This window comes from Pseudoalteromonas sp. T1lg76 (genome assembly GCF_002964725.1).
Taxonomy (GTDB): domain Bacteria; phylum Pseudomonadota; class Gammaproteobacteria; order Enterobacterales; family Alteromonadaceae; genus Pseudoalteromonas.
This window is the reverse complement of record NZ_PQCE01000010.1, coordinates 95,514-115,093: the sequence shown is the minus strand read 5'-3', so window position 1 is coordinate 115,093 and position 19,580 is coordinate 95,514. Positions and strand designations below refer to the sequence as shown.

Below are 19,580 nucleotides of genomic sequence, written 5' to 3'. Positions count from 1 at the left end.
CCGCAGGGCAGCGCTTGTAGCGCATTTCTACTGTGTTGTTACATGTTTATGTAGAATAACTACACCACACATGTGCCGCCTTGTATAAATCCGCTACAAACTGCTGCAGAAACAAACAACAAAGGTCAACATACCCTATCATCAACTTAGTGTAAAAGGGCCATGAAAAGCAATGTGCACCTTTAGTTTTGTCCCTGGTAAGTCGGGGTCCACCCCGACAAATAAGCAATGCAGAAGCATATTGCCCTGTAGGTCGGGGTTCCACCCCGACAAAGGTGCCGTGAAACAAATGTCGGCGCACAGCATCGACCTACAAAACACACCGACCTACAAAACGCGAAGCACCGACCAAAACCATTGATATTAACCCGGGGGCAGAAATCCGTTATACTAGTGGGCTATTTTTAGTCGTCCCGTTATTTGTTAGAGAGACATCATGAGCCAAGTTCGTGGTAATTTGTTTATTCTTTCTGCCCCATCTGGTGCAGGGAAATCAAGCCTGATCAACGCCTTACTAGAGCGCCATGCCAATATGCAGGTGTCGGTATCGCACACCACCCGCGCCCCGCGCCCAGGTGAAGAAAACGGCGTTCATTACCACTTTGTCGACCAAGGCCAGTTTAAAGAGCTGATCGCCAATGATGATTTCTTCGAATGGGCACAAGTGTTCGACAACTACTATGGCACTTCCAAGGCGGCCATCGAGCAGCAGTTGGAAAATGGCATTGACGTGTTCCTGGATATCGACTGGCAGGGCGCTCGTCAAGTACGCGAGCTTGCTCCCGAGGTCACCACCATCTTTATTTTGCCGCCGTCCAAGGATGAACTGCAAAGCCGCCTTACCAATCGCGGTCAGGATTCGGCTGAAGTGATCGCCGCGCGCATGGAAAAAGCGCAATCGGAAACCTCACATTACGACGAGTACGATTATGTAGTGGTAAATGATGACTTCGACACCGCCCGTGAAGAGATCGCCACCATAGTGGCCGCCACCCGTTTACGCCTGAGCACACAAAAGCGTAAACACGGTGACTTGATCGACGAACTATTAAAATAAAACCCGCCCAAGTATTGGCCTTGAGTGGGTGTTGCAGTAAACTACGCGTTTACAGATTTAATTTTTGGAGTGAAGCATGGCTCGCGTAACTGTTGAAGATGCAGTAGATAAAATTGGCAACCGTTTTGACTTGATCCTTGTCGCGGCGCGTCGTGCGCGCCAGATCGCGGTAGGTGGTAAAGACCCTATGGTAGATGCGGAAAACGATAAACCTACGGTTATCGCTTTACGTGAAATCGAAAACGGTCACATTACCGTGGATACCCTAGACGCAATTGAGCGCCAGGAGCAGCAAAACCAAGAAGCTGCCGAAATGGCTGCCGTTGCCGCTATCGTTGGCGGTAACCAGTAAGCGCATATAATGCTCTGTAAACGGCTGCATTTTCCTTGCAGCCGTTGGCTTTCCACGCTTTTCATCGTATATTCACTTCTTAGTCTATTTCTCCTCGCCGTTTCCGGAGCGTGAATGTATCTCTTTGAAGGCCTCAAGAAAAAAATATCAGAATACCTAGCCCCCGAAGATGTGGCGCTAGTACAAAAAGCCTACGTCGTGGCCAGAGAAGCGCACGAAGGGCAATTTCGCTCAAGCGGCGAACCTTATATCACCCACCCCGTTGAAGTAACGCAAATCCTCGCCAACATGAAGTTGGATCATGAAACCCTGATGGCGGCTTTAATGCACGATGTCATCGAGGATACGGATTTTTCCCAACAGGACCTGGCGGGGATCTTCGGTGAAACCGTCGCCGATCTGGTCGAAGGGGTGAGTAAGCTCGACAAGCTAGGCTTTAAAGACAAAAGAGAATTCCAGGCGGAAAACTACCGCAAAATGATCATGGCGATGACCCAGGATATTCGCGTTATCCTGATCAAGCTGGCGGACCGCACCCATAATATGCGCACCCTAGGTGCCCTGCGTCCGGATAAGCGCCGCCGTATTGCCCGTGAAACCTTGGATATCTTTGCCCCTATCGCCAATCGCCTGGGTATCCACGATATTAAAAACGAACTTGAAGACTTAGGTTTTCAAGCTCTCTACCCGATGCGCTACCGCGCTTTAAAGTCGGAAGTAGCCAAGGCCCGCGGCAACCGTAAGGAAGTGATCACCAACATTCAAGGCGAGATAGAATCGCGCCTCAGCGAATGGGGTATTCACGCCCAAGTATCGGGCCGGGAAAAACACCTCTACAGCATCTACCGCAAAATGCTCAACAAGGAGCTGATGTTCAACGAAGTCATGGACATCTATGCATTTCGCATCGTGGTCGACAACATGGATACCTGTTATCGGGTACTTGGTGTGGCTCATAATCTGTATAAGCCCATTGAAACCCGCTTTAAAGACTATATTGCGGTGCCCAAAACTAATGGTTATCAATCCCTGCACACCTCGCTGGTCGGCCCGCACGGTATTCCCGTAGAGATTCAAATCCGCACCCTGGACATGGATCATATGGCCGACAAAGGGGTCGCGGCCCACTGGATGTATAAGAAAACCGGGGAGAACTCTGGTCATACGGCACAACAAAGGGCGCGCCAATGGATGCAAAGCCTGCTAGAGCTACAACAAAGTGCCGGCTCCTCGTTCGAATTTGTGGAAAACGTAAAAACCGATCTCTTCCCGGAAGAGATTTACGTGTTCACCCCGGATGGCCGCATCGTCGAGCTGCCCATGGGCGCCACCGCGGTGGACTTTGCCTATGCGGTGCACACAGATGTGGGGAATACCTGTGTCGGGGCGCGAGTCAATCGCAAACCGCATCCGCTGAGCAAGGCGCTGGATACCGGGCAAACAGTGGAAGTGATCACCAGCTCAGGGGCGCATCCAAATGCCACCTGGCTGAACTTTATCGTCACCGCCAAGGCGCGTTTGTGCGTGCGTAACTATCTGAAAAATCAGCGTCACGAAGAAGCCTTGCAACTGGGTCGCCGACTACTGGACTCGGCCCTTGGCGAGTATTCACTCGACAGCATCAGCAGCGAAACCATAAACCGGGTGCTCGAAGAGCATCAGGTCAATTCGATGTTGGAGCTGATGGTGGAAATCGGCTGCGGCAATATTATGAGCGTCTTGGTTGCCAAGCGCCTACTGCAGAGCGATGAAGCCGATTTAGATAAACTCGCCACCTCGACCAAGGCGGCGATCATAGGTACCGAAGGCATGTTGGTGAATTACTCCAAATGCTGCCGTCCGGTGCCCGGAGATGATATCGTTGCGTACGTTAGTCAAGGTAAAGGCCTGACCGTACACCGCCAGGAATGTAAAAATATTCGTGGCTGGCGCAACGAGTTATCAAAGTATTTCGTGGTGAAGTGGGAAGACAATTCGGAAAAAGAATATATCGCCACGCTGCGGGTGGAAATTATCAACCACCAGGGTGCCTTGGCTAAGCTCACCAGCTTAGTGGCCTCTACCGGAGCGAATATTGTCGAACTACAAACCGATGAAAAAGAAAGTAACCTCTACGTAATAGACCTCGGCGTGACGGTGAAAGACCGTATTCACGTCGCCAATATTATGCGTCGCATTCGGGTAATGCCGGATGTGCAAAAGGTTTATAGAAAAAAATAAAGGAAAATCATGAACAAAATCATTATCTCTACCGAAAATGCCCCTTCGGCTATCGGTACTTATAACCAAGCCGTAAAAGTAGGCACTGCCGTTTATCTATCGGGCCAGATTCCACTAGTGCCAAGCACTATGGAAATGGTATCGGACGACTTTGCCGAGCAAACGCATCAGGTATTTAAAAACCTAATCGCCGTATGTGAGGCCGCCGGTGGTGAACTACAGGACATGGTTAAGGTAAATATCTTTTTGACCGACCTAAGCAACTTTGCCGTCGTTAATGAGATCATGAGCCAATACTTCCGAACTCCTTACCCAGCTCGCGCTGCTATCGGCGTAAAAGAGCTACCTAAGGGCTCACAGGTTGAAATTGACGGCATTATGGAATTACCGTCAACCAACTAAGTACTTTAGGCCATGGGGAAACTCATGGCCGCCTCTGCTGCACCTTCAATCTCCTGATAAACCTCTTCCAGTAAGACCTTGAAATCGGCGTACCTATATCCACCTTATATCTTGTAAATCACCAAGGGGAATAAAGGTTAAAGCCAGCGCCTGAGCTGACGCCGGCAGTTTTTAGTTACAGTAAAGCTTCGCGTTGCTTCACTTCTTCTGACCAGACACCAACTTGCACCTGACCTATATGGCTTTTTTGTAACAGCAGCATGGCCAGTCGCGATTGGCCTATGCCACCGCCTATGGTTTGCGGTAACTCCTTCGCCAGTAGCGCCCGATGCCAAGGCATAGCACTTTTATGGCTTTGCCCGCTGAGCTCAAGCTGAGTCAACAAGGACTCAGGACAAACACGAATTCCCATGGATGAAATCTCAAAGGCATCTTCAAGCACCTTGTTCCATACCAGGATGTCACCGTTTAGGCCAGGTAGCCCTTCCTCTGCGGTGGTTGACCAATCGTCATAATCCGGTGCTCGCACATCATGGCGCAAACCATCGGCCAGCTTACCGCCGATACCAATTAAGAACACCGCACCTAAGCGCTTACAAATGGCACGCTCACGTTCTTTAGCGCTAAGATCAGGGTATTGCTGACGGAGCTTTTCCGCATGCACAAAGTGGATCTGCTCTGGCAACTGCGGCTCAATGCCAAACTCACGGGCAACATATTCTTCGGTGGCCTTAAGGGCACCGTAGATACTGGTCACAGTTTCTTTTAGTGAAGCCAGGCTGCGCTCGGTGCGCTCGCAAATCACCTTTTCCCAATCCCATTGATCTACATACACTGAGTGAATCGGACTTAGTCTTTCCTCATCCGGACGCAGCGCCTTCATATGAGTATAGATACCGGTGCCAACGCTAAAGCCATAGTCACCTAAGGTTTTGCGTTTCCACTTAGCTAAGGAATGCACTACTTCATAGCTTTGCTGTGGCAGGCTTTTCACCTGCACAGATACCGCTTTTTCATGGCCGCTTAGTTCATCCTGCAGACCATCGCCGACCTGGGCCAAAATAGGCGCCTGTACTTCGACTAGGTTTAAGGCCGTAGCCAGTTGCTGTGAAAAAATCTGTTTTACGGCACTAATTCTTTGTTGATGTTGAATAAATTCTTGGCTCATGGCTCTCATTCCCATTGCTGCTGATTGCTTCGTTATGAAAAACAATACCGCAACCAAATAAACATTCAACACCATCTAAAAGAAATAGCTTTACTTAAAAATAAAAATCAATTTAACTTGAAAATATTAGATTTCATTTAATTTAAGGCCTGTTTCACCATGACAAATTATCGATTCGATAATCTCGACAGATCCATACTCGGTGCCCTAATGACCAATGCCCGCACTCCTTATGCTGAATTGGCAAAACAATGCGGTGTGAGTGCCGGCACCATACATGTGCGTATAGAAAAGATGCGTCAGGCCGGGGTGATCACAGGCACTCAGGTCAGCGTTGATGCTAAACGACTGGGCTATGATGTCTGCTGTTTTATCGGCATAAATCTCAATAACGCCCGCGATTATCCACAGACTCTGGAGCGCTTGCGCGAGCTTGACGAAGTGGTCGAGGCCTATTACACCACGGGCAACTACAGCATTTTTATTAAGGTGATGACCCGTTCTATCGAGCACCTGCAAGACGTGCTGATCAACAAGATCCAGGCCATTGAGGCGATTCAGTCCACAGAAACCCTGATCTCCTTACAAAACCCCATTAATCGCAACGTTGCCCCTTAAGCGGGGTGCCGCTGGATTGCACTTGCCTGATTAGCGTATAATCCCGGCACTTTTTTATTGCAGTCGAATTGGGCCATGACCAACAAGCGTTACCACCGAGTAAAACAGGTATTAGACAGACGACAAACCGACCTCACAGTATGTTTAGACGAGGTACATAAGCACCACAATCTTTCCGCTATAGTGCGCACCGCCGATGCCGTGGGTTGTCATAATGTCCACGCGGTCTGGCCAAAAGAGCAACGTCGTCTCACCAATAACACCTCGGGCGGCAGTAAAAACTGGGTGGAAACCCATATGCACGACGATATCGACACCGCGGTGGCAAAAATCCGCGAGCAGATCCCAGGCGTGCAGTTGCTGGCCACCAACCTCAGCGATGATGCCGTCGACTACCGCGATATCGATTACACCCAGCCCACCGCGTTTATCGTTGGTCAGGAACGCGATGGTATTTCCGATAAGGCCCTGGCCCATGCGGATAAACACATAGTGATCCCCATGCGCGGCATGGTGCAATCCCTGAATGTGTCGGTTGCCGCCGCATTGATCTTGTATGAAGCCCAGCGTCAGCGCGAAGCCAAAAATTGCTACGAGCGCGATATGCTCGACCCGGGCATTAAACACAGATTATTGTTTGAAGGCTGCCACCCCATCATAGCCCAGCAGTGTAAAGAAAAAGGCCTGGCCTACCCGGCGCTGGACGACGAGGGCGAAATCATCGCCGATGAGACCTTCTGGAACACCTTACGTTACAAGCGAAAAGGTTAACTACTTGAAAGGCAACCCCTTGGATCAGTACACTTAGAGTATTACCGATTCAAGGACGCGCCCATTGTCGAGCCTCAACACTTACCCGATCACCGAACTTAAGGGCGTGGGCCCGAAAATGGCCGAGCGCCTCAATAGGCTCGGCATCAAAACCGTGCAGGACCTGCTACTGCATCTGCCGCTGCGCTATGAGGACAGAACTCGAGTAGTAGCCATCAATCAGCTACTGCCGCACACCCATGTCTGCATTGAGGCGACCATAGAAAACGCCAGCATCACCTTTGGCCGTCGGCGCATGTTGCTCTGTCAGCTCAACGATGGCACCGGACGCATTACCCTGCGCTTTTTCAACTTCTCTGCGGCACAAAAGAATGCCATGCAAACGGGTAAGGTGATGCGTTGTTTTGGCGAGGTGCGCCGTGGCAAGGCGGGGCTGGAAATGGCCCACCCGGAATACAGCATCAGCGACAGCGCCCAATCCTTACCGACCCAAACTCACCTCAGTGCCATTTACCCAACTACGGAAGGGCTTAAACAGTTATCCCTGCGCAACCTGGTGGAGCAAGCCTTGCAGGTATTGGCCCGCTCGCCCATTGAAGAATTACTCCCAGAGCAATACCGCCCTGCCGGATGGGCATTGAACGATGCCGTGCGTTATTTGCATGAGCCTCCCATAGACGCAAATATGCAGGCACTGGAGCTAGGCACTCACCCGGCGCAACAGCGCCTCGCCTTTGAAGAATTGCTGGCCCATAACCTAAGCCTATTGGCGTTAAGGCAAAAGGCGCAGGCACATAAAGCGGTCACACTGGCGCCGACTCATGCGTTGGAGCAAGCCTTCTTAGCATCTCTGGGCTTTGCTCCTACCGGTGCCCAACAAAGGGTAGTGGCGGAGATCAAAACCGATTTGCAGCAGCCCTACCCCATGATGCGCCTGGTGCAAGGCGATGTAGGCTCAGGTAAAACCCTGGTAGCGGCACTGTCCGCCTTATGCGCCATTGCCGCCGGATATCAGGTGGCCCTTATGGCCCCGACCGAGATCCTCGCCGAGCAACATGCCCTCAATTTTGAGCGCTGGTTTAGCGAGCAGGGCCTGACAGTCACCCTGCTTGGCGGCAAAACCAAGGGTAAGGCGCGGGAGCAAATCCTCGGGGACATCGCCAGTGGTCAGGCGCAAATGATTATCGGCACCCATGCCCTGTTTCAAGAGCAGGTGCAATTTAACAACCTGGCGCTGATTATTATCGATGAGCAACACAGGTTTGGCGTACATCAACGCCTGGCGCTGCGAGAAAAAGGCAAATTTGGCGACTGTTACCCGCACCAACTGGTAATGACCGCCACCCCCATCCCGCGTACCTTGGCGATGACAGCCTATGCCGACCTGGAAACCTCCATTATTGACGAGCTGCCCCCGGGACGCACACCTGTGACCACAGTCGCTGTGCCTGACAGTCGCCGTGACCATGTGATCGAGCGGGTGCGCCATGCGGTGCAAGAGCACGGCCGCCAGGTGTATTGGGTGTGTACCCTGATTGAAGAGTCCGATGCCTTGCAATGCCAAGCCGCACAACTCAGTGCTGAAGAGCTGAGCGAGCGCCTGCCGCAATTGCGCATTGGCCTGGTGCACGGGCGTTTAAAGGCGGATGAAAAGCAAGACATTATGGCGCGTTTTAAAAACGGCGAGCTGGATGTACTGGTCGCCACCACGGTTATCGAAGTGGGCGTTGATGTGCCCAACGCCAGCCTGATCATCATAGAAAACCCGGAACGTTTAGGCTTGGCACAACTGCATCAGCTGCGTGGTCGGGTCGGCCGCGGTGCCGCCGCCTCTCATTGTTTGCTGCTCTATCATGCGCCCCTGTCTCACACGGCGCAACAACGCCTAGGAGTGCTGCGTGATAGCAACGACGGTTTTGTGATTGCCGAGCGCGACCTTGAAATTCGTGGCCCCGGGGAGGTGTTGGGCACCAAGCAAACCGGCATGACCGACTTTAAAATTGCCGATTTAGAGCGCGATAAGGCCCTCATTGGGCAATTACGTCCCCTGGCCAAGCGCCTGCTGCATGAGCACCCGCAAGCCGCCATGGCATTAAGCCAGCGTTGGCTCGCCGGCCGTTCCAGCTACGCCCAGGCATAAAAAAGCCCCGGCAACCAAGGTTGTCGGGGCTTATCAATTTTTAAGTCCGGCTTAGAACTTGTATTCGATACCTAGGCCTAGGTAATCTTCATCGTTTTCCGCCGCATCGTCTTCAAACTTAGTGTAGAAGCCGAATAGCTTAGTGTTTTTGTTGAACTTGTAGTCCACACCCGCAGTGATACCATTGCGATCTAGACCATCGAAGTCCATCGTTTGGTACTGAGCTTTAAGCACAGTTTTATCGATTGCGTAAGACGCGCTAACTAGGAAACCATCCGCGTCTTCACCGCCTTCGGCTGGCTCTTGAGTCTGGTACATAGCACCTAGTTTAAAGCCAGCTAGCTTAGTTTGTACCGTAGCACGAACAATGTCGTAGCCTTTAACGTCGCTGTCGGCAGCAACAGAGGCAAACAACTTGGTTTCTTTAAGACCTTGGTCACCGTATGTAAGGGCTACAGAGTAACCGTCATCGGCATCAACATCGTCTTCAGCGATGTAGCTGGCGATTAGCTTAACGCCACCATAGCTGTTTGAAGTATAAGTAACTGAGTTACCTAGACGGTTTTCACCTTTAAAGATGTTTTTGATATCGGCTTCAAGGTCGCTGAACAGGTCAACTTTACCTTGAGATTGCTTAAGCGCCGTGTCGTTACGACCAACAACTACCTGACCGAAGTTACCTTTTAAACCAACATATTGGTTACGAGCAGTAATGTTGTCATCGTCGCCTTTAGAGTCGGCGTCAGAAACATCTACCTGAAATTCAAACTTATAAACTACATCTAGGCCATCGCTTAGGTTTTCAGTACCTTTGAAGCCTAGGCGTGACGCATTACTTTTGATTTCAGTGAATGAACCTTCACCTTCGTCAGAAGACTGCATTGTTACATTGGCTTTACCGTAGATATTTACGTCGGCAAGCGCGTTGAATGATAGACCAGATAGTACCGCTACTACTAAAGCAGAAGGAGCAAATCGCATAGTTGTTTCCTCAATTAAAAAATCGCAACAAGTGTTTCAATGCGTGCAGTCTGCCAGCGGTAAATTACAAAAATATGACAGATGCAACTTAATGTTCAATAAACCGTCACCGGTATGAAACCAAAGCGTCATGCTTTTGTCTTAAATCACTTTTTTAGGTGACTTCTTCGCCCAGCAATTGTAGTTGCAACTGCAATTTTTCAATCAGATCTTTTTGTTCATTATCTTTATGGAAGGCAACGAAAATATCCCGTGAGGTTTGCGGTACCCCCTCTACTAAAAATAACTCGCCAGAGTCCAGATACTGCTGCGCCTGCACCCGGGGCACAAAGGCACTACCGCCACAACGCAGTATTAGCTCCAGGGCGATACGCCCGGTACTGGTACGAAAATAGGGCGGTGCCGAGTTAGCAAAGTTGCGGGCATGCCATAGGGAAAAGGCCGTACCCCAATCAACAAACACATACTGGTTATTGAAAAACGTCTCGGCGGTGGCGTCCGGATAGCTCGACAGCGGAATAATATCCAGAGTGCAAATGGGCTCCACCACCAATTCATCAACCTTAGGCAGATCAAACAATACAGCCAGATCCAAGGTACGTTCCAGCAGTAGTCGCGTGCTTTCCTGTTGGTTTTTCACCTCAGCCACCAGGGAGATCCCCGGCATGGCCGAGACCACATGGGCTATACCGAATTGCAAAAACGCATCCCAGATATTAGCGGTGCCACTGAGCGCCAATTGACGGCGCATATTATCGGCCAGGGCCACATCCAGCTTTGCCCGCTGCACCCCAGTGACAATCAATTTGGCATGGGGCAATAGGCGCTCCCCAGGCGGTGTCAGCTGAATATTATTACGCTGGCGTAAGAACAAGTTGACCCCTAGGCTTTGTTCCAGTTGGCGAATACGAAAGCTAACCGCAGATTGGGTAATGTAGAGATTTTCCGCGGCCCGGCCAAAATGGCGGGTGCGCGCTACTTCGATAAAGGTTTTAAGTAAATCGATATCCACTCGTTTTTATCCTCACGATAAAAATTTTTTGTTTAATAAAACCAAGCTTCTGTACCATACTCCAGCCGAAATCTCTTGTAAAAAGGAGTCTGCTATGACGGCCAATCAACTTGTCGAGTTACGCAAAGCGTTTCCATGTGATCATAAATTTTATAACGACGAAAAGTTTCCTCGTGGCTTTAGTCGCAGTGGTAACTTCACCTTGCTCGAGTCAGAAATCCTCGAACAGCATGGTCGTTTATTAAAAGCGTTGCAAGAAAAAACCGTAGAACCCAGCAACGACACCCAAGCACACTTCGTCGCGGCCACGACTGGGTTATCGACCCCAATCAACCCGATTGAAAATGCCTGGATTAAATACCTTAAACTCACCACCAGCAAGGCCAGATTCTTTACCTTGTTTGGTCGCAAGCGCAGCTACGACGCGCCTGAAGTGGAAGTTGAAACCGATGCAGATGACCTGGATTAATTCCAGGTTTTTTTTGCTCGGAATTTACACTTGAGAGCGGGTTTGTCTGCTAAGGCAGTGCTTGCTCTCGCCCACACTGCCTGGAACACAACTAAACTGCTGGCATTTATACGGCCAGGCGACGGCGGCCAAAGCGCCAAGAATCATAGCTAAAGATAACCAGCGCCACCCAGATACAGGCAAAGGTGATCATCCTCTGTACATCGAATACTTCGCCATAAAACAACACCGCCAGCATAAACATCAGGCTCGGACCTATATATTGGAAAAAGCCTATGGTGGTGTATTGCAAGCGCTTAGCGGCGGCGGTAAAGCACAATAAAGGCAAGGTGGTTACCACACCGGCACTGATCAACAGCAGATTAAGCTGCCAGCTGTTGCTGGTCAGATCCGAGCTTGCGGTGGGGGTCATTAAATACCAATAAATCAGTGCCGCCGGCAATAAAATCAGTGCTTCTAATAACAAACCGGGTAAGGACTCCACCGGCATTTTCTTACGGATCAAACCATAAATAGCAAAAGAGCCGGCCAAGGCAAAGGCCACCACGGGGAAGGAGCCGAAACTCAGCACCTGGATCAGCACCCCGGTGACCGCCAGGGCCACGGCGGCTAATTGCCAGCGGCGCAAGCGTTCACCTAAAAAGGTCACCCCAAGTAACACATTGAGTAGAGGATTAATGTAGTAGCCCAGACTGGCATCGAGCATATGATCATTATTCACCGCCCAAATAAACAGCCACCAGTTGAAACCCAATAAAGACGCACTCAGCAACAACATACTCAGGTATTTGGGCTTAGCTATAATGGCCTGCACCTTATGCCATTGCTTTGCCAGCGCGACGATCACCAGCAGAAATAACACTGACCAAATGATGCGGTGCACTAGGATTTCCAGCGCCGGCACCTGCAGCAGTTGCTTAAAGTAAACCGGGGCGAAACCCCACATAACAAAGGCTAATGCGGCAAAGAGCATGCCCTTTTTTTGCTCTGGATGGGACGACATAAGGGAACCATACTGACTAAAAAGCGTATTTTACGCGCGCACTTGGCGCAGAGCCAGCACTATCCGACTAAATAAGTACCTGTGCCATAAGCTATTTGCACTCCCAGTTCATTATGCAGCTCCATACGGCACACGCACACCTTATTACCGGAGCGGATCAACACGGCACTGGCGCTAAAACGCTCGCCCTTGCCGGGGCGTAAATAGTCGCTGCGCAAGTCTATGGTGCCTAAGGTAGCCAACCTGCTTTTCAAACTGGTCAGCGGCTCTCCATCGAGCTTATCCACCACGGAAGCCGCCGCCAAAATTCCCCCTACCGTATCTAACAAAGAGGAGATCACCCCACCGTGTAAAATTCGTTGCTGGGGGTTGCCGATTAAATCATCCCGCCAGGGCATATGAATGCGCGCCGACTCGCCATCGAGATGAGTTATCTCTATACCCAACAACTGACTAAAGGGCATTTGCACAAAAAGCTGGGCTAACTGCTCATAGGCAAAGGATTTATCCATGGCATTCTCTAACTTGATAAAACTGGTAAGATGAGTTCATCCTAGCGCGAGATTAGTTTTTAAGCAAAGTTCTCGCCTTTAATGCTGCGGCTACAGACAAGGTCAATAAAAGACTCTAAAATAGCCCGCTATGAGCACTGTATCCGCATTATTCAACGAGCCAACACCAGAGCAAATACTGCAACAGGTCTTTGGTTATAGCCAGTTTCGCGACGGTCAACAGCAGGTGATAAACGCCGTGCTGGCGGCCCAGGACGCGCTCGTTTTGATGCCTACCGGCGGTGGCAAATCCCTTTGTTATCAAGTGCCGGCCATGTTATTGCCCGGGCTCACTCTGGTGATTTCCCCCTTGATTTCACTGATGCAGGATCAGGTCACTCAGCTTAATGCCCAAGGCGTTAAGGCCGCCTTTATTAATAACTCTCTGAGTCGTGAAGAGCAGCAACTGGTTTATCAGCAGCTCCATGATGGCGAGCTAAAGCTCTTGTATGTGGCCCCGGAAAAGGCGCTGCAATATGAGTTCCTCGAGCGCCTGAGTTATTTGCATTTAAGTTTAATTGCCGTCGATGAGGCTCACTGCGTTTCTCATTGGGGGCACGATTTCCGCCCCCATTATTTCCGTTTAAGCGAGTTAAAGCAGCGCTTTGCCCAGGTGCCCATGATGGCACTGACGGCCACCGCCGACAGCGCCACACGCGTGGACATAGTCAATCAGCTTGGGCTGATCTCCCCCTATATCCATATCGGTAGTTTCGACCGGCCCAATATTCGCTACACCCTGGAAGAAAAATTTAAGCCCTTTGCCCAGTTGCTGCGTTATCTGCGCACCCAAAGCGGACAGAGCGGCATCATCTATTGCACCAGCCGCAAACGAGTCGATGACCTGGCACAAAAGCTGAGCGAGTCCGGACTCAACGTCGCCGGCTACCACGCGGGCATGAGCAACGAGTCCCGCCATTTTGTCCATAACGCCTTTGCCAAGGATGATATTCAAATCGTGGTCGCCACGGTTGCCTTCGGCATGGGCATCAATAAACTCAATGTGCGCTTTGTGGTGCATTACGATATCCCCAAAAATATCGAGTCTTACTACCAGGAAACCGGCCGTGCCGGGCGTGACGGGTTGGCCGCCGAGGCCATTATGTATTTCGATCCTGCCGATGTGCCCAGGGTAAGACGCTTTTTTGAAGATATCGAAGACGAACAAAGACGCCGGGTTGAAGAGCAGCGCTTTAATGCCATGGCCAGCTTTGCCCAAGCACAAACCTGCCGCCGGCAAATCCTGCTTAACTACTTTAGTGAATATCAGCGCGAAGCCTGTGGCAACTGCGATATTTGCCTTAACCCGCCGCAACGTTTTGATGGCACCTTAGTAGCGCAGCAGGCGCTTTCTTGTGTCTATCGGGCCGGTCAGAGATTTGGTTTGGGTTATATCGTTGAATTACTGCGCGGCGCCAATACCCAGCGTATTCGCGATTTAAACCACCATACCCTGAGCACCTATGGCATAGGCAAGGATCACAGCAGCGAATACTGGCTCAGTATCCTGCGCCAACTGGTGCATCAGGGCTTGCTGCATCAGGATATCAGCCAGGGCTCGATATTATGCCTGACCGAGGCGGCGCGACCGGTACTCAAGGGCGAGTACCAACTGCAACTGGCCGAGCCACGGCTGCAGGCCCAGCACGTATCTCAGGATAAGCTGGCACAGTTTAACTACGACAAGAAGCTTTTCGCCAAATTGCGCGCCTTGCGTAAACAACTTGCCGACGAAGACGATGTGCCGCCCTATGTGGTCTTTACCGATAAGACATTGGCGGAGATGGCACAATCTATGCCCACCAATGACACAGAGTTTTTAAAGGTTTCCGGAGTCGGCTTTAGCAAGTTAACTAAATATGGTGGCGCCTTTATGACACTGATCCGCAATTACTTATCGGCGGAATAATCCGCTTGTTGAGCCCCGTCAGCATAGGGCTGACCATAAAACCTGGCCAGTTTATCAATTTGCTGCTCGGTTAAGGATGCGGCAATGGCCGACATCAGGGCATGACGGCGCTTACGCGCACGGTAATCGAGTAACTGCTGGCGCAAATAGGCAACATGTTGGCCTTTTAAATGCGGCGTGTTGGCACTGCGGGCAATACCATCAAGACCGTGACAGCTCTGACAGCGAGCCGCCAAAGGCTCGGCATTAACTTCAAAAGCCAGCAATAAAATCAAGATGAAGTAACTATATTTCATATACATAGAGAGTAAAAAAGTGACCACTCTAAGTCTAGACCGAGATCATCAGGTAATCATCATTAACCCAGATATCATGCCAGAAGCGGATGAGTTCGACTTTTGGGGCCATATTTTTCTGCATCAGGATGAAATTAGCATCGGCGAATTTTCCCAGGGCGCCGACCGCCATATGCTGCGCTTTCATTACCGCAATTGCCCTTTTGAGCTGCACTTTGAGTATTATGGCGATAATCTGTGGATCGCTGCCAGTGGCGCACAGTCCGAGCTACTTCTGGAAAATTTAACGGATTATTTGAGCGCAAGTTAACGCTTTGTGCAGTAGACTGAAATGACGGAAGCTAAAAAAATAGTGAGTTAGATGAAACGGCTGGCGGTGATTTTAGGGATCTTAGTGGCGGCGCAAGGACAGGCTCTGGCACAGTGTAAAAGTGAACATTTAGCACCCGATTCAGAGCAATTGCTATCGCGACAACTTGCAGATAAACAGCCATTACCCGATGCCGATGGCAAACGCCAAATCGGCAGCATTCGCTTTATCCAAAACAATATCTTCGATACCAAGCTGCCAAGCGAAGACAATTGGCTGTTTCACCTAGCCAACAAGATGCACATTATGACCGAGCCGCAGGTGTTGAAAAACATTCTGCTGTTCAGTGAAGGCGACCTCTATACTCCCGAACTATTGCGTGAATCCGAGCGTCTGCTGCGCCAACAAGGCTATTTATACGACGCTCAGATCAGCGCTACCGAACGCTGTGAAAAATATGTGGATGTGGTGATCACCACCCGCGAGCTTTGGACTCTGCTGCCGGAGATCAGCTTCAGCCGCAGCGGCGGCGAAAACCGCTCCACCTTTGGGTTTCGCGACAGCAACTTTTTAGGCTGGGGTAAACGCCTGTCTTTGGTGCGCACCAATGATGATGAACGCAGCGGCTACGAATTTACCTATGCCGACCCCAATATTTTCGGCAGCCGTTACCAGGGCCGCCTCGAATATGCCGATAACAGCGACGGCGAACGCCATTGGCTGGCCCTGAGTTATCCCTTCTATTCATTAGATACTCCTTACAGCTACGGCTTTGCCAACGGCAGCAATAAACGCGATGAAAAGCTCTACGACAAGGGCGAAACGATCAGCGAATTTTCTCAGGAAACCAGTAGCAGCGAGGTGTTTTTTGGCCTCTCGCGACGCCCGGCAGAGCACTGGACTCAGCGCATACGTTTTGGCTACCGTTACCATAAAGAGCGCTTTTACGAGCTTGCCCAAACCTATGTGCCCATCGCCACGGAGCGCACACTTTCTTACCCCTATATCGACATTAGCTGGTTCGAAGATGACTTTGTTAAGGTGCATAATATCGACACCATAAGCCGCACCGAAGACTTGAATCTGGGTTGGCAGATCCATACCCAATTCGGCTACTCGCCCAGCACCTTCAGCGACGATGCCAGTCGTTATGTACTTAAACTCAATGTGCGCCGCAGCCACTATATCAGCCAGCAAAGCTTATGGCGCTGGTCGCTCGGCCTTGATGGCACCATCCGCGAGCGAGATTTTGATGCCGAGAACCTCTTCTTCGGCGCTCAGGCCGAATACCTCTTTAACAGTGACGATGCTCAGTCCTGGTATGTGAAGGCGCAGGTGGATGCCGCCGAAGGACTGACCGCGGATCAACAACTTGCCCTTGGCGGAGAAACCGGCCTGCGTGGCTATCCGCATCATTATGATCTCGGTGACCGGCGCGCCCTTTTTAGTGTTGAAAAACGCTATTACTGGCAATATAACCTTTGGCAGTTATTTAGCGTTGGTGGCGCCCTCTTTTACGATGCCGGTCAGGCCTGGTTTCATGACAATCAGGAAAACCCCATTTTCGCCATAATTTTGGCTTCGGCTTACGCCTGGCTCCGAGCCGTGCTAATGCCGGCGCGGTGATCCACCTGGATGTCGCCCGCCCCATCAACCGCAGCGACGATGTCGACCCGCTGCAGTGGCTGGTGAGTGTGAAAAAAACCTTCTAACACACTTTGTTGCTTCAATATTCCATGCTATATAGCTGCTTTTAATGCTTCCTTTATTTTGTAGGAAAAAACGGTGTCGCTACTGGAATTAGTCAGCCAAAACTATAAATGGATTATCACCTTGGGAGTGCTATTGCTCTTCCCTCTGCTGGTGCGCTTACAGCAAAAAATATTCGATGGAGCCATTAAGGGGCGCGTCGACCCACACCGCAAACAACGGGCGCAATTGCTGCTTAAGGTATTACTGGCCATAGTGCTGAGCTGTGTGCTGCTGGTGTTTTGGGGCATAGAACTGCGCGGCCTGCTGGTGTTGGGTTCAAGCCTGTTTGCCATGCTTGGCGTGGCCCTGTTTGCCGGCTGGTCACTGCTTTCCAACCTGACCTCATTCTTATTGATGTTTGCACAAAACGACTACCGCATCGGCTACTGGGTCAAGGTGATCGATGGCGCCAATTTTGTCGAGGGGCGTATTGTTGAAATGGGGCTGATGAATGTGGTGCTTGAGCATGTCGATGGTCATAGGGTGCTCTACCCCAACAACCTCTTTGTTACCCGTCCGGTGATGGTGCTCAACAAGGCTCCACTCAAAGCCAAGCCGATACGCAAAATACTTGGCCCGAAAAAATAAAAAATAAGCGCCTAAAGGCGCTTATTTTTATCAGTTATTGAGCTCGGCTGTTTTCAGCTCATCTTCCATATCGCTGATCTCATCGATAAACGTTTCCAATTGCTGCTCAACAATGGCGTTAGCATGGGCAAAATAAGCCAGATGGAATACCGCATCGCCCTCATTGACCAGCGGCAAGGTTTGCTGACCAATCACAATCCCACTGCGCGGTGCAACCACGGCGCACTCGGTATCACCAAGCGGGCTGTTGATATAGGCCAAAACCTGACCCTGACGCACCCGCTCACCGAGCGATACCTGAGCACGAATAATGCCGTCGGTTTCGGCACGGATCCAACTGGTGGCCGAGGCAATCACAGGCTCCGCCTGTTTACGTACCCGCTTGCCGCGCATCATACGCAGCTTACGCATGACGTTTTCCACCCCTTGCACGCCAGCGGCAATAGCAATAGGGTCAAAGCGCAGCGCCTCACCGGCTTCATAGGTGATCACTGGAATACCACGGGCCGCCGCTTCGGAGCGCAGTGAACCGTTGCGCAAGGAGGCATTGATCACCGCCGGAGTACCAAAAGCATTGGCTATTTTAGCGGTTTCATCATTGCTCAAGTCGGCACGAATTTGCGGTAAATTAGTGCGGTGCAGAGCACCTGTGTGCAAATCAATAATATGACTGCAGTGCACCGCCACCTCGTTAAAAAAGGTGTTGGCCATGCGCCCGGCCACAGAGCCACGAATCGAGCCGGGGAAACTGCGGTTTAAATCACGACGATCAGGTAAATAGCGCGACTTGTGAATAAAGCCGAACACATTAACTACGGGCACGGCAATCAAGGTGCCACGCAGCTTGGCGACATCCACCTTGGCCAGGGTTTGCCGCACTATTTCCACCCCGTTAAGCTCATCGCCATGAATGGCGGCACAAATTAACAAGGTCGGCCCAGGCTCAACGCCGTTGACCACTTCTAAATTAATGGTCAGGGGTGAGTGGGTGTACAACTTGGCCGCTTCGAGTTCAAAGACGCGGCGCTCTCCGGGAGCAACCTGCTCCCCTAATAAAGTAAATGGCGGATTTTTCTTAGCCCTTGCCACGGGTTCTAGTCCTCTTTGCTTTCGCGTTCTTTTCAATAAATTGAATGATCATGCTGGCAATGTCTTTACCTGTCGCCACTTCAATACCTTCTAAGCCAGGTGAAGAGTTTACTTCCATCACCAAGGGGCCGCGCTCCGAGCGTAGCAGGTCAACACCGGCCACATTCAAGCCCATGGCCTTGGCCGCCGCCACCGCGGTTTTACGCTCTTCCGGAGTAATGCGAACCAGGCTGGCACTGCCGCCGCGGTGCAGGTTAGAGCGGAATTCACCCTCTTGGGCCTGACGCTTCATCGCCGCAATAACGCGATCGCCAATAACGAAACAACGAATATCTGCGCCGCCGGCTTCTTTAATGTATTCCTGTACCATGATGTTGGCTTTAAGACCCATAAAGGCCTCAATTACGCTTTCCGCCGCCTTGCGCGTTTCCGCAAGTACCACGCCAATACCCTGGGTGCCTTCAAGCAGCTTGATCACCACGGGTGCGCCGCCAACCATTTCCAATAAGTCTTTTACGTCATCGGGTTTTGATGCAAACCCGGTTACCGGCATACCGATCCCTTTGCGCGACAATAATTGCAAAGAGCGCAGCTTATCGCGCGAGCGAGAAATGGCGACCGATTCATTAACCGGATACACGCCCATCATTTCAAACTGGCGTAATACCGAGCAACCATAAAAGGTTACCGAGGCGCCGATACGCGGAATAATGGCGTTAAAACCTTCAAGTTTTTCACCCTTGAAGTGAATTTCCGGCTCCTGTGAATTGATGTTCATATAACAACGCAGCGCATCCAACACTTGCACCTCATGACCACGCTTTTCAGCCGCTTCAATAAGGCGGCGAGTGGAGTAGAGGTTTTTGTTGCGCGATAAAATACCAATTTTCAT

At 50.9% G+C, this 19,580-nt stretch carries 20 protein-coding genes; 12 read left to right on the top strand and 8 right to left on the bottom strand.

Annotated elements, in window-relative coordinates:
* Positions 1-436: 436 nt before the first annotated feature.
* From gmk to C2M35_RS04715, 4 genes are all read left to right on the top strand, one after another.
* Complete coding sequence (gmk, locus tag C2M35_RS04730) at positions 437-1,057, top strand: guanylate kinase (protein WP_105200277.1); 621 nt, start codon at positions 437-439, stop codon at positions 1,055-1,057.
* A 76-nt stretch (positions 1,058-1,133) separates the two neighbouring features.
* Positions 1,134-1,409, top strand: a complete 276-nt coding sequence (rpoZ, locus tag C2M35_RS04725) for a DNA-directed RNA polymerase subunit omega (RefSeq protein WP_105200276.1) — start codon at positions 1,134-1,136, stop codon at positions 1,407-1,409.
* Positions 1,410-1,523: 114 nt separating this feature from the next.
* Positions 1,524-3,629: a bifunctional GTP diphosphokinase/guanosine-3',5'-bis pyrophosphate 3'-pyrophosphohydrolase gene (gene spoT / locus C2M35_RS04720; RefSeq protein WP_105200275.1), complete on the top strand. Its 2,106-nt coding sequence runs from the start codon at positions 1,524-1,526 to the stop codon at positions 3,627-3,629.
* Between the two features lie 9 nt (positions 3,630-3,638).
* Positions 3,639-4,031, top strand: coding sequence for a RidA family protein (locus C2M35_RS04715; protein WP_105200274.1), 393 nt, complete (start codon positions 3,639-3,641; stop codon positions 4,029-4,031).
* Positions 4,032-4,206: 175 nt separating this feature from the next.
* Here the strand turns inward: C2M35_RS04715 and asnA are convergent, their stop codons facing one another.
* On the bottom strand, positions 4,207-5,199 hold the full coding sequence (gene asnA, locus C2M35_RS04710; protein ID WP_105264710.1) for an aspartate--ammonia ligase: 993 nt from the start codon (positions 5,197-5,199) through the stop codon (positions 4,207-4,209).
* Positions 5,200-5,358: 159 nt separating this feature from the next.
* Here asnA and asnC point away from each other — a divergent pair, with 159 nt between their 5' ends.
* The 3 genes from asnC to recG all read left to right on the top strand — a co-directional run bounded on the left by asnC (position 5,359) and on the right by recG (position 8,728).
* Positions 5,359-5,817, top strand: coding sequence for a transcriptional regulator AsnC (asnC, locus tag C2M35_RS04705; RefSeq protein ID WP_105200272.1), 459 nt, complete (start codon positions 5,359-5,361; stop codon positions 5,815-5,817).
* Positions 5,818-5,892: 75 nt separating this feature from the next.
* Positions 5,893-6,588: a tRNA (guanosine(18)-2'-O)-methyltransferase TrmH gene (gene trmH, locus C2M35_RS04700; RefSeq protein WP_105258227.1), complete on the top strand. Its 696-nt coding sequence runs from the start codon at positions 5,893-5,895 to the stop codon at positions 6,586-6,588.
* A 64-nt stretch (positions 6,589-6,652) separates the two neighbouring features.
* On the top strand, positions 6,653-8,728 hold the full coding sequence (recG, locus tag C2M35_RS04695) for an ATP-dependent DNA helicase RecG (RefSeq protein WP_105214603.1): 2,076 nt from the start codon (positions 6,653-6,655) through the stop codon (positions 8,726-8,728).
* Positions 8,729-8,779: 51 nt separating this feature from the next.
* Here recG and C2M35_RS04690 read toward each other — a convergent pair whose 3' ends face one another.
* The gene (locus C2M35_RS04690; protein ID WP_105214606.1) at positions 8,780-9,709 is read right to left on the bottom strand and encodes a porin; all 930 of its coding nucleotides are present in this window, start codon (positions 9,707-9,709) and stop codon (positions 8,780-8,782) included.
* A 154-nt stretch (positions 9,710-9,863) separates the two neighbouring features.
* On the bottom strand, positions 9,864-10,721 hold the full coding sequence (locus tag C2M35_RS04685; protein ID WP_105214608.1) for a LysR family transcriptional regulator: 858 nt from the start codon (positions 10,719-10,721) through the stop codon (positions 9,864-9,866).
* 94 nt (positions 10,722-10,815) lie between these two features.
* Here C2M35_RS04685 and maoP point away from each other — a divergent pair, with 94 nt between their 5' ends.
* On the top strand, positions 10,816-11,190 hold the full coding sequence (maoP, locus tag C2M35_RS04680; protein ID WP_105200267.1) for a DUF413 domain-containing protein: 375 nt from the start codon (positions 10,816-10,818) through the stop codon (positions 11,188-11,190).
* 106 nt (positions 11,191-11,296) lie between these two features.
* On the opposite strand, the gene rarD is transcribed toward maoP, so the two are convergent.
* Positions 11,297-12,193: an EamA family transporter RarD gene (rarD, locus tag C2M35_RS04675; protein WP_105200266.1), complete on the bottom strand. Its 897-nt coding sequence runs from the start codon at positions 12,191-12,193 to the stop codon at positions 11,297-11,299.
* Positions 12,194-12,252: 59 nt separating this feature from the next.
* Complete coding sequence (locus tag C2M35_RS04670) at positions 12,253-12,705, bottom strand: thioesterase family protein (RefSeq protein WP_105214612.1); 453 nt, start codon at positions 12,703-12,705, stop codon at positions 12,253-12,255.
* Between the two features lie 130 nt (positions 12,706-12,835).
* On the opposite strand from C2M35_RS04670, the gene recQ reads away from it, so the two are divergent.
* Positions 12,836-14,653, top strand: coding sequence for a DNA helicase RecQ (gene recQ, locus C2M35_RS04665; protein WP_105214614.1), 1,818 nt, complete (start codon positions 12,836-12,838; stop codon positions 14,651-14,653).
* On the opposite strand, the gene C2M35_RS04660 is transcribed toward recQ, so the two are convergent.
* Positions 14,635-14,955: a c-type cytochrome gene (locus tag C2M35_RS04660; protein ID WP_158677912.1), complete on the bottom strand. Its 321-nt coding sequence runs from the start codon at positions 14,953-14,955 to the stop codon at positions 14,635-14,637. The two genes, recQ and C2M35_RS04660, sit on opposite strands and share 19 nt — an antisense overlap.
* 13 nt (positions 14,956-14,968) lie before the next feature.
* Here C2M35_RS04660 and C2M35_RS04655 point away from each other — a divergent pair, with 13 nt between their 5' ends.
* The 3 genes from C2M35_RS04655 (at position 14,969) to C2M35_RS04645 (ending at position 17,599) form a co-directional block, all read left to right on the top strand.
* Positions 14,969-15,259, top strand: a complete 291-nt coding sequence (locus C2M35_RS04655; RefSeq protein ID WP_105200262.1) for a DUF3630 family protein — start codon at positions 14,969-14,971, stop codon at positions 15,257-15,259.
* 51 nt (positions 15,260-15,310) lie between these two features.
* A complete protein-coding gene (locus C2M35_RS04650) occupies positions 15,311-16,885 on the top strand; it encodes a POTRA domain-containing protein (protein WP_105264709.1) in 1,575 nt (524 codons plus the stop codon).
* 159 nt (positions 16,886-17,044) lie between these two features.
* On the top strand, positions 17,045-17,599 hold the full coding sequence (locus tag C2M35_RS04645; protein WP_105200260.1) for a mechanosensitive ion channel domain-containing protein: 555 nt from the start codon (positions 17,045-17,047) through the stop codon (positions 17,597-17,599).
* A gap of 30 nt (positions 17,600-17,629) precedes the next feature.
* Here the strand turns inward: C2M35_RS04645 and C2M35_RS04640 are convergent, their stop codons facing one another.
* Both C2M35_RS04640 and rimK read right to left on the bottom strand, forming a co-directional pair.
* Positions 17,630-18,688 (bottom strand): succinylglutamate desuccinylase/aspartoacylase family protein, encoded by a 1,059-nt coding sequence (locus C2M35_RS04640; protein WP_105200259.1) that lies wholly within the window; start codon positions 18,686-18,688, stop codon positions 17,630-17,632.
* Complete coding sequence (gene rimK, locus C2M35_RS04635) at positions 18,675-19,580, bottom strand: 30S ribosomal protein S6--L-glutamate ligase (protein ID WP_105200258.1); 906 nt, start codon at positions 19,578-19,580, stop codon at positions 18,675-18,677. Before rimK ends, C2M35_RS04640 begins: the two co-directional genes overlap by 14 nt.

What these genes read in the sequence shown, in the direction of transcription:
- gmk (WP_105200277.1), top strand. Translation starts at nt 437, where the DNA reads ATGAGCCAAGTTCGTGGTAATTTGTTTATTCTTTCTGCCCCATCTGGT.
- recQ (WP_105214614.1), top strand. Translation starts at nt 12,836, where the DNA reads ATGAGCACTGTATCCGCATTATTCAACGAGCCAACACCAGAGCAAATA.
- rpoZ (WP_105200276.1), top strand. Translation starts at nt 1,134, where the DNA reads ATGGCTCGCGTAACTGTTGAAGATGCAGTAGATAAAATTGGCAACCGT.
- trmH (WP_105258227.1), top strand. Translation starts at nt 5,893, where the DNA reads ATGACCAACAAGCGTTACCACCGAGTAAAACAGGTATTAGACAGACGA.
- C2M35_RS04715 (WP_105200274.1), top strand. Translation starts at nt 3,639, where the DNA reads ATGAACAAAATCATTATCTCTACCGAAAATGCCCCTTCGGCTATCGGT.
- rimK (WP_105200258.1), bottom strand. Translation starts at nt 19,580, where the DNA reads ATGAAAATTGGTATTTTATCGCGCAACAAAAACCTCTACTCCACTCGC.
- asnC (WP_105200272.1), top strand. Translation starts at nt 5,359, where the DNA reads ATGACAAATTATCGATTCGATAATCTCGACAGATCCATACTCGGTGCC.
- spoT (WP_105200275.1), top strand. Translation starts at nt 1,524, where the DNA reads ATGTATCTCTTTGAAGGCCTCAAGAAAAAAATATCAGAATACCTAGCC.
- C2M35_RS04660 (WP_158677912.1), bottom strand. Translation starts at nt 14,955, where the DNA reads ATGTATATGAAATATAGTTACTTCATCTTGATTTTATTGCTGGCTTTT.
- asnA (WP_105264710.1), bottom strand. Translation starts at nt 5,199, where the DNA reads ATGAGCCAAGAATTTATTCAACATCAACAAAGAATTAGTGCCGTAAAA.
- C2M35_RS04670 (WP_105214612.1), bottom strand. Translation starts at nt 12,705, where the DNA reads ATGGATAAATCCTTTGCCTATGAGCAGTTAGCCCAGCTTTTTGTGCAA.
- rarD (WP_105200266.1), bottom strand. Translation starts at nt 12,193, where the DNA reads ATGTCGTCCCATCCAGAGCAAAAAAAGGGCATGCTCTTTGCCGCATTA.
- C2M35_RS04650 (WP_105264709.1), top strand. Translation starts at nt 15,311, where the DNA reads ATGAAACGGCTGGCGGTGATTTTAGGGATCTTAGTGGCGGCGCAAGGA.
- maoP (WP_105200267.1), top strand. Translation starts at nt 10,816, where the DNA reads ATGACGGCCAATCAACTTGTCGAGTTACGCAAAGCGTTTCCATGTGAT.
- C2M35_RS04690 (WP_105214606.1), bottom strand. Translation starts at nt 9,709, where the DNA reads ATGCGATTTGCTCCTTCTGCTTTAGTAGTAGCGGTACTATCTGGTCTA.